This is a genomic window from Terrabacter sp. Ter38 (genome assembly GCF_024519435.1).
Classification (GTDB): domain Bacteria; phylum Actinomycetota; class Actinomycetes; order Actinomycetales; family Dermatophilaceae; genus Terrabacter.
Genome location: NZ_JALJRZ010000002.1, coordinates 464,721 through 475,729, shown reverse-complemented (window position 1 = coordinate 475,729; position 11,009 = coordinate 464,721). Strand labels below are relative to the sequence as shown.

General features: G+C 71.1%; 5 protein-coding genes. 3 read left to right on the top strand and 2 right to left on the bottom strand.

The genetic code is table 11. From position 1 onward, the window contains the following. Together NR112_RS07015 and NR112_RS07010 are read right to left on the bottom strand one after the other, a co-directional pair. Nucleotides 1-990 (bottom strand): ABC transporter permease, encoded by a 990-nt coding sequence (locus NR112_RS07015; protein ID WP_256793264.1) that lies wholly within the window; start codon nt 988-990, stop codon nt 1-3. A gap of 61 nt (nt 991-1,051) precedes the next feature. Then, nucleotides 1,052-2,734 carry an ABC transporter substrate-binding protein gene (locus NR112_RS07010; protein WP_256793263.1) on the bottom strand — a complete coding sequence of 561 codons (1,683 nt, stop codon included), beginning with the start codon at nt 2,732-2,734 and terminating at the stop codon, nt 1,052-1,054. A 179-nt stretch (nt 2,735-2,913) separates the two neighbouring features. Here NR112_RS07010 and NR112_RS07005 point away from each other — a divergent pair, with 179 nt between their 5' ends. The 3 genes from NR112_RS07005 to NR112_RS06995 are packed head-to-tail and all read left to right on the top strand — an operon-like array spanning nt 2,914 to nt 10,884. Next, nucleotides 2,914-6,360, top strand: coding sequence for a GH36-type glycosyl hydrolase domain-containing protein (locus NR112_RS07005; RefSeq protein WP_256793262.1), 3,447 nt, complete (start codon nt 2,914-2,916; stop codon nt 6,358-6,360). 1 nt (nt 6,361) lies between these two features. Continuing rightward, nucleotides 6,362-8,557: a glycoside hydrolase family 3 N-terminal domain-containing protein gene (locus NR112_RS07000; protein ID WP_256793261.1), complete on the top strand. Its 2,196-nt coding sequence runs from the start codon at nt 6,362-6,364 to the stop codon at nt 8,555-8,557. After that, nucleotides 8,554-10,884, top strand: coding sequence for a beta-galactosidase (locus NR112_RS06995; protein ID WP_256793260.1), 2,331 nt, complete (start codon nt 8,554-8,556; stop codon nt 10,882-10,884). The genes NR112_RS07000 and NR112_RS06995 overlap by 4 nt, the downstream gene beginning before the upstream one ends. The last annotated feature ends 125 nt before the right edge of the window (nt 10,885-11,009 follow it).

Below are 11,009 nucleotides of genomic sequence, written 5' to 3'. Positions count from 1 at the left end.
TCATCCTTCAGCCCTCCTGGCCCGGGGGTCGAGCACGCCGTAGAGCAGGTCTGCGACGAGGTTCGCGATGAGCACGCCGACCGCAGTCAGGAGCATCAGTGCTTGCAGCAAGGGATAGTCCTTCTGCTGGAGGGCCTCGCCCATGAGGCGGCCCAGCCCTGGGTAGTCGAAGACGGTCTCGACGAGGATCGCCCCACCGAGCACACCGCCGAGAGCGAGCGCGAAGCCGGTAACGCTGGGGAGCAGCGCGTTCCGCGCCGCGTACTTGAGGGCCACGGTCCGGTCCGGGAGCCCCTTGGCCTTGGCCAGCCGGATGTAGTCCTCGCCGAGGTTCATGATCATCGTGTTGCGCATGCCGAGGATCCAGCCGATCGGCGTGACGATGAGCAGGGCGACGGCAGGCAGGAAGGCGTGCGAGACCGCCTCCTGGATGAACGCCCAGTTCCAGCCCGGGGTCGACTCCTCGTAGCCGCCGGACGTCGGGAACCACCCGAGGGTGTAGCCGAAGACGTAGAGCAGCAGCAGGCCGATCCAGAACGGCTGCAGGGTGCCGAGGAAGGTCGAGCCCAATGTCACGACGGAGTCGAAGCGCGAGTTGCGCCGCCACGCGGCGTACGCCCCGAGCACGACGCCACCGGCGAACGAGAGCACCTGGACGATCGCCACGAGCACCACGGTCCACCAGAAGGCCTGGGCGATCACCTCGGTCACCGGGAACGGGTAGTAGGTGTAGGAGAGCCCGAAGTTGCCGTGGACCAGCTCGGAGAGATACGAGACGTACTGGTGCCACAGCGAGTCCGTCGGCGTGCCGAGCATCGCCCGCATCGCCTCGACCTGAGCCTGGTCCAGGGCGGAGTCCTTGCCCGCCAGCCGCTTGACGATGATCTCGGCCGGGTCGCCGGGCTGGAGCCGGGGGATGAAGAAGTTCAGCGTGATGACCGCCCAGAGGGTGGCCAGGAAGAAGCCGAATTTCCTTGCGAAGTAGATCATCTGGGCCTCCCGACCCGGTGCGGGGCGGCTCGCCGAGCCGCTCCAAACCGACGTCGATCGGTCACTTGGGTGCGGTGAGGTGCGTCAGCATCAGGAGCTTGTCGTCCTGGGGATTGGCGTACGGGTCCTGGTCGCTGGGCCAGCCGACCGCCTTGTCGGTGCGGTAGATGACGCGCGCGGGGGCGTAGATGAGCGACGTCACCGGGTACTGCGTCATCATCGTGTCGACGAGGGGCGCGAGATCGGCCTTCTGGGTCTCCCGGTCCGTGTCGGAGGCGAGCTTGGTCACGGCCGCGTCGACGGCTGGGTCCTTGAAGCGCTGGACGTTGGGCAGCACCTCGGTCTTCGTCGGGATCTGCGTGCTGGAGAGCTTCGTGCCGAGGTTCTTGGCGAGCTCACAGCCACCGTGGAGGTACTCGAGCATGAGCTGGTAGTCGCCGGTCTTCTTCTGGCCGTCCACGGAGTCCGGTGCGGACGCGGTGACCTTCGCGTTGACCCCGAGGTCGTTGAGGCCCTTGACCACGACGTCGGCCATCGCCTGGTAGTCGATGAAGCCGGCCTGCACGGAGAAGTTGACGGCCAGCGGGGACCCGTCGGGGTTCGTGCGCTTGCCGTCGGCGCCCTTCTTGTAGCCCGCCGCGTCGAGCAGCTGGCCCGCCTTGGCGAGGTCGTAGGGCAGCACCGTGTCCTGGCCGGCGTACTTGTCCGGGAGCAGGTTCTGCATGGGGGGCAGCTTGAGACCGGTCTGGCTCGCCGGCTTCATGACGCCGTACGTCGCCTTGGTGGACATCTCCTGCTTGTTCATGGCATACGAGATGGCCTCACGGAACTTGACGTCGTTGAACGGCGCCTTCTCGTTGTTGCCGGTGAGGACGGTCATCCCGTTGGGCGCGTAGTAGAAGTGGTTGTTCTGCGGGTCCGCGCTGACGAACGTCTTCTCCGGGTTGGGGATCTCGCCGAAGTAGGCGTCGAGCTGACCGGACCGCAGCTTCAGGGCGGCCTGGGCCGCGTCGTACTGGCCCTCGAGGACGAGCTTCTGCACCTTGATCTTGTCAGCCTGCCAGTAGTCCGGGCGGCGCTGGAGCACGAGCTGGCGGCCGTTGAAGCTAGCCACCTTGAAGGGGCCGGTGGAGACCGGGGCCTTGTCGATGTACTTCGTCGGGTCGCCGACCTTGGAGTAGACGTGCTCGGGCAGGATCTTCGAGGAGATGATCCCGTCGTACTTCGGTGCGGCGTTGCCGGAGAAGGCGAAGACGACCTTGTTGCCCTCGGCGGTCACACTCGTGGCCGGTGCGCCGAACGTCGAGGTCCAGACGCCTGCCTTGTCGAGGGCCGGGTACTGCTTCATGAGGTTGAAGGTGAAGGCGACGTCCTTGGCCGTGAAGGGCTGGCCGTCGCTCCACTTGACGCCCTGGCGGATGTCGAAGGTCAGCTTCTTGCCGTCCTCCCACGTGGCCTTCTCAGCCAGCCACGGCGTCTCCTCACACGTCAGCGCGTTGCGCACGATGAGCTGCTCGTAGAGCCACGTCGTCGTCAGCGGCTTGGGTGCGTAGGGGTTGTAGTTCGCGAGGCTCCCGACGGATGCGTCCGCCTCGGAGGGGAAGGTCAGCTGGGCGATCATCCCGCCGGCGCCGGCTGCGCCGGCGCTCTCCTTCTGCTTGGCGCTGCCGGCGCAGCTGGCAAGGGCCAGGGCGGCGGTCAGGCCGGTCACGATCAACACGGGCTTGCTTCGAGTCAGCGTCATTGCAGACCTCCGTCGGGGGGCGGGTTTTCCGTCAGGCTAGGGGTCCGTCGACGTCTCGTGTCAACGACTTGCGACCATGTAACTACTTTCATACCCACTTCCGTGCTGCTCCTGACTTTCATTTGTTTTCAAGGAGATTCGCCTGTTGCCGATCCGAGCCCCGCTGGTAGGAAGGAGGGGTGCCCGACGACAACGACGTCCTGACCGCCCCCACGGTCCACACCCTGGAGGGCAGCTCCACGCTGTTCGCCGAGGTGCTCGACAACGGCGCACTGCGCCGCCTCGAGGCCTTCGGCACCAGCCTGCTGCTGCACCCCGCGACCGTCGCAGAGGCGGGTCTGACGAACGTCCACCTGCGTGTGCACCGCCCGGACGGCCCAGGCCGTCGGGCCCTGCTGGGACCCGGCAGCGGCTCGGTCGTCACCGCGGCCGAAGGCGCCGTCGTCGTCACGGGCCGGCACGAGGGGCTCGACTACCGCCTCGTCCTCACGCTCGGCGACGGGTCGCCCGAGACGCCGACGTGGCACTGGGACCTCGTGCTGACCAACACGACCGGCGAGCCGGTCGTCGCCGACGCGGTCCTGACCCACGACCCCGCCCTGGCGCCCCTCGGGAACGTCCGGATCAACGAGTACTACGTCAGCCAGTACCTCGACCTCGCCCCCGTGGCGACGGCCGGCCACGGCACCGCGGTCGCCGTCCGCCAGAACATGCCCGGCGAGCGTGTGCCGTGGCTCATGGTCGGCACGACCGGCAGGGGCACCGGCTGGGCGACCGACGCCCTCCAGCTCACTCGCCGCACCGGGCACGGCGTCGACTGGCCCGGGCTCGACGCCGTCGACCTGCCGAGCGAGCGCCTCCAGCACGAGCACTCGCTCATCGCGCTGCAGGACGCCCCGGTCGAGATCGCACCGGCTGACACCCACCGCACCGGCTTCTGGGGCATCGCCCTCGAGGACCACCCCGCGGCCACGTCCGACGCCGACGCCCGCTGGGCCGACGTCGCGGTCGCGGCCACCCCGACCCCGTGGGCGCCGGCGGGCGACGGCGCCCACGGCCGGCGGGCCACGCCCGCGACCCTCTGGTCGTCGAGCCCGGCCTTCGCCTCGCGCCCACTCGACCGGACCGAGCTCGACGACGCCGGCCTGCTCGACGGCCGCACCGACGTCGAGACGGGCGATGACGGCACCGAGCTCGCGTGGACCGTCCGCGGGGGCCAGCTCGTCACCTCCGCCAAGGAGCTCGCGGTCCTGCGCCCGCACGGCCACCTGCTCCGCACCGGTGACACCTTCACGCCCGACTCGCGGTCACTCGCGTCGACGGTGTGGATGGCCGGCACCTTCCACTCCCAGATCACGCGCGGCCACGTCGGGCGCGACCCCCTGGTCACGGGCCGCCGCACCTATCTCGGTCTTCAGCGCGCCCACGGCGTGCGCCTCTTCGTCGAGGACGCAGACGGCACGTGGAGCCTCCTCGAGACCCCGAGCGCGTGGTTCACCGGCCTCGACCACTGCACGTGGTGGTATGCCGCCGCGTCGGGTCCCGTGCTCACCGTGACCTCGAGCGCTCCCGCCGAGCGGCACGCCCTGACGCTCGCGGTCGGGCAGCGCGGCGCGGCTCCCCGCCGGATCCTGCTCGCCCTGCAGGTCGCCGACGACCTGTCCGACGCACCGTCGGTGACGACAGCGGACGACCACGTGGATGTCACGACCGCGGGTGACCCACGGCCGTGGCGCATCTCGTGGACCGGCCCCGGGGACCCGGAGGTCGGCGACGCACGGCTCCAGGCCGACGGCGTCGGCCGTGGACCGGGCTGGGTCACCGTCCTCTTCGACCCGAGCGATCAGCTCGAGGTCGTCGTCCGGTCTGCACCCGGCGCTGGCGAGGACGCGACCGGAGAGGTCAGGCCCACGGGTGAGCGTCTCGGAGCAGCGTTCTGGGACAGGGCCGGCCACGCTGTGACGCTCGACGGGTCGGCGCTCGGCGAGGCTGGGCCCCAGGCCGGGAACCTCTCGGCGGCCCTGCCGTGGTTCACGCACAACGCCTTCGTCCACTACCTCTCGCCGCGCGGGCTCGAGCAGTTCTCGGGTGGCGCGTGGGGCACCCGCGACGTCTGCCAAGGTCCCGTCGGACTGCTCACGGCCCTCGGTCGTCAGGACGCCGTCCGCGACGTGCTGCTCCGGGTCTTCCGCGCCCAGAACGCCCGGGGCGACTGGCCGCAGGCCTTCGAGTTCCTCCCGCCACTGCCCGAGACGGGCCAGCAGGACTCGCACGGCGACGTCGTCTTCTGGCCCGTCCTCGCGGCCGGGGACTACCTGCGCACGAGCGGCGACGCGAGCCTGCTCGACGAGACCGTCGCCTTCGTCGGCGACGACGCGCTCGGCGAGCCGGCCACCGTCGCCGAGCACCTGCGTCGTGCCGTCGCGCGCATCGCGGAGTGCACGGTCCCCGGGAGCCCGCTGCCGGCATACGGCCACGGCGACTGGAACGACTCGCTCCAGCCGGCCGACCCGCACCTCGCTGCCCACCTCGTCTCCACGTGGACGGCCGTGCTCCAGACGCAGTCGCTGCGCACCCTCGCCGAGGGTCTGCACGCGGTCGGCGCACCCCACGGCACGACGGCCGTGGCCGCCGACGCCGACGAGCTCGCCGAGCGCACCCACGACGCCCTGCTCGACCAGCTCGCGGCCGACCCCGTGCTGCCCGGCTACCTGCTCCAGCACGAGGACGGGCACTTCGAGCCGCTCGTCCACCCGACCGACGAGCGCACCGGACTGCGCTACGGCGTGCTGCCGTGGATCCACGCCATCGGCGCCGACCTCCTGACGCCGGAGCAGGCCCGCCACCACCTCGACCTCATCGAGGAGCACCTGCTCGGTCCCGACGGGGCGCGCCTCTTCGACCGGCCGGTCAGCTACGTCGGCGGTCCGATGGCTGTCTTCCAGCGGGCCGAGGCGAGCACCTTCTGGGGCCGCGAGATCGGGCTCATGTACATGCACGCCCACCTGCGCTACGCGGAGGCGCTGGCCCGCGTCGGCGACGGGGCGGCCCTGCTCACGGCCCTGGCCAAGGCGAGCCCGGTCGGGCTCGACTCGCTGGTGCCGCAGGCCCGCCCGCGCCAGACGACGTGCTACTACTCGTCGTCCGACGGCGCCTTCACCGACCGCTACGACGCGTCGGAGCGGTATGCCGCGCTCATGGCCGGCGACGTGCCGCTCGAGGGCGGGTGGCGCGTCTACTCCTCCGGTCCCGGTCTCGTGCTGCGGCTCGTGACCGAGGTGCTCCTCGGCGTCCGCCAGCGTGGCGACGACGTCGAGATCGACCCGGTGCTGCCGCCGAGCGGCGACGCCGGCGACGGGGCCTCCGATGGCTCCTCCGAGCTGACGGCGCGCCTGCCCCTGGCCGGGACCGACCTCACGGTCCGCTACGTCGTCGGGCGGGAGGGCCACGGCGTCCGCCGCGTCACCGTGGACGGGCGCGAGCTCAGCCTGCGACCGCTGACCAACCCCTACCGCCGTGCGGGTGCGGCTGTGCGAACGGCCGACCTCCTCGCGGCTGCGGCGCCGGACGGCGACCGCGGCTCGCACACCCAGACCACCACCGAGATCCTCGTGGAGACCCACTGACATGACTGACGTCACCGCCACACCGCCCACCCCGGAGCGGCCGTGGCTCGATGCCGCCCTGCCCGTCGAGGAGCGCATCGACCTCCTCATGGCCGAGATGACCCTGCCCGAGAAGGTCGGCCAGACCCACCAGGTCGCCAACATCAACCCCGACGACGACGCCGACGAGATCGCATCCGGCCGGATCAGCTCGAGCCTGTACGCCTCGGGCGCGACTGCCGGCAACGAGCGTGACGAGGGCGTCCTCGTCGGCAACATCGACGCCGCCCAGCGGCACGCCGTCGAGGGCAGCCGCCTCGGCATCCCGCTCCTCTTCGGCCGCGACGTCATCCATGGGCACCGCACCGTCGCGCCGATCCCGCTCGGCATCGCGGCGTCCTTCGACCCCGACATCGCCGAGGAGATCGGTGAGATCGCTGCCCGCGAGGCGGCGGTCGACGGGGTGGCATGGACCTTCGCGCCGATGGTCGACCTCTCCGAGGAGCCGCGCTGGGGCCGGGTCGCCGAGTCGCTCGGCGAGACGCCAGTGCTCTCGGGTCGGCTGGCGGCCGGCCTGGTCCGCGGTTTCCAGGGCGACGACCCGAGCGACCCCGACCGCCTCGCCGCGTGCGCCAAGCACTTCGCCGGCTACGGCCTCGCCGCGGGTGGCCGCGACTACGACACGGTCAGCGTCGGGGAGAACACCCTGCGCAACCTGCACCTGCGGCCGTTCCGCTCGGCCGTCGACGCCGGCGTCCTCACCGTCATGGCGGCCTTCAACGACGTCGACGGCATCCCGATGCACGCCCACGAGCACCTCGTCCGCGAGGTCCTCAAGGGCGAGTGGGGCTTCGACGGTGTCGTCGTCGCCGACTGGAACGGCATCGGCCAGATCGTCTTCCAGGGCGTGGCCGCCGACAAGCGGGAGGCCGCGGCTCTGGCGATCCGCGCGGGCGTCGACCTCGACATGGTGAGCGGCGCCTACCTCGAGCACCTCGAGGACCTCGTCGACTCGGGCGAGGTCGACCTGGCGCTCGTCGACGACGCGGTGCGCCGCGTGCTGCGCCTCAAGTTCCGCCTCGGGCTCTTCGAGCGTCCGTATGCCGCCCAGCCGGGTGCGTCCAACGCGCCGACTCCCTCGACGCGCGCCGTCGCACGCCGTGCCGCGACAGCCGCGCACGTGCTCGTCAAGAACGACGGCGTCCTGCCGCTCGGCGACGACGCGGGAAAGGTCCTGCTGTCGGGGCCGTTCGTCGACGACGGGGACGCGCTGCTCGGCACCTGGGTGCTGGATGGTCGCGGCGAGGAGGTCGTCACGCCCGAGGCGGCCCTGCGCGAGCGCCTCGGGGACCGCGTCACGGTGGCGGACGGCCGCTTCCCCGACGTGACCCTGATGCAGGCGCGGGCCGCCGACACGTCGGTGCTCCTCCTCGGCGAGCACCGGTCCCGCTCCGGCGAGGCGCAGTCCGTCGTCGACATCGGCCTGCCCCCGGGCCAGCTCGAGCTCGTGCGTGCGGTGGCAGCGTTCGGCAAGCCGCTCGTCGCGGTCGTCTACACCGGTCGCCCGCTCGACCTCACCGAGGTGCTCGACCTCGCCGACGCGGTGCTCGTCGTGTGGCACCCCGGGGTCGAGGCCGGGTCTGCGTTGGCGGACCTGCTGCTCGGCGACGCCGAGCCGCACGGCCGGCTGCCGATGACCTTCCCGCTGTCGACGGGCCACATCCCGACGAGCACGCACCAGAGGCCGACGGGCCGGCTCATCCGCGCCGACGTCGACCACCAGGAGGGCCGCTACATCGACGCCCTCACCTACCCACGGCTGCCGTTCGGCTTCGGGCTGTCCTACACGAGCGTCGACTACGGCGCGCCCATCCTGTCGTCGCCGACGATGACGACCGACGGCGCGGTCAAGCTGACGGTCACGGTGACCAACACGGGCGAGCGCCCCTGCCGCGAGGTCGTGCAGCTCTACTTCCGCGACCCCGTCGCCCAGGTGACCCGGCCGCTCGTCGAGCTGACCGACTGGGCGCTCGTCGCCCTCGAGCCCGGCCAGGCGCGCGAGGTCACCTTCGACGTGCGAGCCTCGCACTTCGCATACGCAGGCCGTGACCTCACGACGCGCGTCGACGAGGGCGAGATCGTCCTGCTCACGGGGCCCGACGCGGCCCGCCTCCAGCCCGTGTCCGTGACCGTCACGTCCCCGAAGGCCTCCTCATGATCGAGACCGTCCAGCGCCAGATCCGCATCGACGGGGAGCCCGTCATCGTCATGTCGGGGGAGGTGCACTACTTCCGCGTCGCGCGCGCCGAGTGGGGCCAGCGCCTCGACCTGCTCGTCGAGGCAGGCTGCGACACGGTCGCCTCCTACATCCCGTGGATCTTCCACGAGCTGCCCGACGGGTCGATCGACGTGGCCGGGGAGACGCGTCCCGAGCGCGACATCGGTGCGTTCATCGACCTCGCGGCGTCGAAGGGGCTGCGGTTCATCGCCCGCCCGGGGCCGTTCATCATGGCCGAGCTGAAGAACGAGGGCATCCCGTTCAGCGTCTACCGGGACCACCCGGAGGTCATCCCGGTGGGGTGGGACGGCGAGACCGTGTCGTCGCGCACGGTCGACTACCTCGCGCCGGCGTTCCTGTCGGAGAGCGCGCGGTGGTTCGACGCGATCATGCCGGTGCTCGCGCCGCGGCTGCAGCCCCACGGTGGCCCGATCATCGGGGTGCAGCTCGACAACGAGATCGGGATGCTCGCCTGGGTGACGAACTCGCCCGACCTCACGGACGGGCTCGTCGAGTCGTTCGGTGAGTTCGTGCGGTCGCGTCATGGAGAGTCGGGGCCGTATGCCGTGTCGCCGGGTTCGTCGGGGTGGGCCGAGGTCGTGCGGTCGCCGAAGGAGGAGTGGGCCGGTGCGCTGCGCCTCGACCTCGGCCTCTTCATGCGGCAGCGGTTCGCCTCGTACGTCGCAGCCTTGCGCTCGATGTGCGAGGACCGGGGGGTTGTCGGCGTGCCCTTCTTCGTCAACATCCACGGCACCGAGGGCGGCAACGGCGCGCCCTTCCCCATCGGCATCAGCCAGCTCGTCGACACGTATGCCGGCATCCCGGGGATGGTCTCGGGGTCGGACCACTACCTCGGCGAGGCGACGCTCAACACGATGACCGACCTCTACGTCATCAACGCCTACATGGCCGCGGTCCACGACTCCGACCAGCCGCTCACCTCCCTCGAATTCGAGGCGGGCTCGGGTGACTACGGCGCGGGATCGGAGATGCAGTACGACCCCTCGACGGCCGACCTCAAGACGCGGTGGTGTTTGGCGCAGGGCAACCGGCTCATCAACTACTACCTCTTCGCCGGCGGCATCAACCCGCCGCTCGACGAGGCTGTGGGGGACGGCAACGACCGCATCTCGTTCACGGGCGAGCGGCACGGCACGGCGGCTCCAGTGGGTCCGGAGGGCCAGCGGGGGTATGCGTACTCGGCGACGGCGCAGGCAGTGCGGGCGGTCAAGGCCAACGAGCCGTGGCTCGCCCGGATGGACGAGGACCACGACGACGTGTCCTTGGGACTCGTGCTCGACGCGTACATGACGGAGTACCACCACCCGGGGTCCGAGGTGATGACCGAGGTTGTTGATGACCTCACGTCGCACCGCGGGGCAGGGGAGCGCAAGGCGCTGGCGCGGTCACTCCTGCTGGGCGGGTTCCGTTATGGCGCAACCCATCTCGAGCGGCGCGATCCCGCGCCCGGGTCGACGGTGCTCGTGGGGACGGGGCGCTACCTTTCGCGGGTCGTGCAGGAGCGGCTGGTCGGGCACGTGACGACCGGTGGGAATGTCATCCTGCTCGGTCGGGTGCCGGAGCGGGACCTCGACGGGTCGCCGTGCACGGTGCTGGCGGACGCACTCGGCCTCACGGCGGGTGAGGTGGTGCGCGACACCGCGCACTACTACCCGTCGCTCGTCGCGCACGGGTGGGCGGAGCCCTGGCCCGAGATGCGGGCCGGCTGGGTGCAGAGTCTCGGTCACGAGCGGGGGGACGTCGTGCTGACCGACGTCTACGGGGCGGTGTGCGGCGTCGACGTGCCGCTCGGCGAGGGGCGCGCCATCGTGCTGGCAGCGCAGGTGCCGTCGGACCCGGTGCTCTTCGACCGCGCGCTCTCGAGCTTGGGTGTCACTCCGGGGCTGCGCCTCGAGACCCAGTGGCCCGGTGTCTTTGCCACGACGACGAGCACCGACGACGGCCAGCGGGCCGTGCACGTCATCAACACCTCGGGCGCGGCCGCGACGGTGACGGTCGGTCTCGACGGAACACCGATCGCTGCGGGAGCGACACTGTCGGTGCCGGCTCGGTCGGGCCACATCCTCCCCCTCGGACTCGACGTCGCCGGGCGTCGTCTGGACTGGGCCTCGGCGGAGATCGCCGGCGTCGACGCAGACGCCACGATCCACTTCCGCCCCGGCCTCGACGAGGACGGCGGCACAACTGTCATCGTCGACGGCCTCCCCATCGAGCTCGCGCCAGGTGAGCACACGCTGCATGCCTGAGTGTTCCAGGCTGGAGAGAGCGGCCGGAGTGCGACAAGAGGTCCCCCGGCCGCTCTGCCACGATCCGTGGGCCGACCACACGTAGCCCATTCCGCCGCGAAGCGGCCGTGTCCTACCGCCGCGAC

Excerpts from the sequence above, each read along its gene's own strand:
- NR112_RS07000 (WP_256793261.1), top strand. The coding sequence starts at position 6,362 with ATGACTGACGTCACCGCCACACCGCCCACCCCGGAGCGGCCGTGGCTC.
- NR112_RS07010 (WP_256793263.1), bottom strand. The coding sequence starts at position 2,734 with ATGACGCTGACTCGAAGCAAGCCCGTGTTGATCGTGACCGGCCTGACC.
- NR112_RS06995 (WP_256793260.1), top strand. The coding sequence starts at position 8,554 with ATGATCGAGACCGTCCAGCGCCAGATCCGCATCGACGGGGAGCCCGTC.
- NR112_RS07015 (WP_256793264.1), bottom strand. The coding sequence starts at position 990 with ATGATCTACTTCGCAAGGAAATTCGGCTTCTTCCTGGCCACCCTCTGG.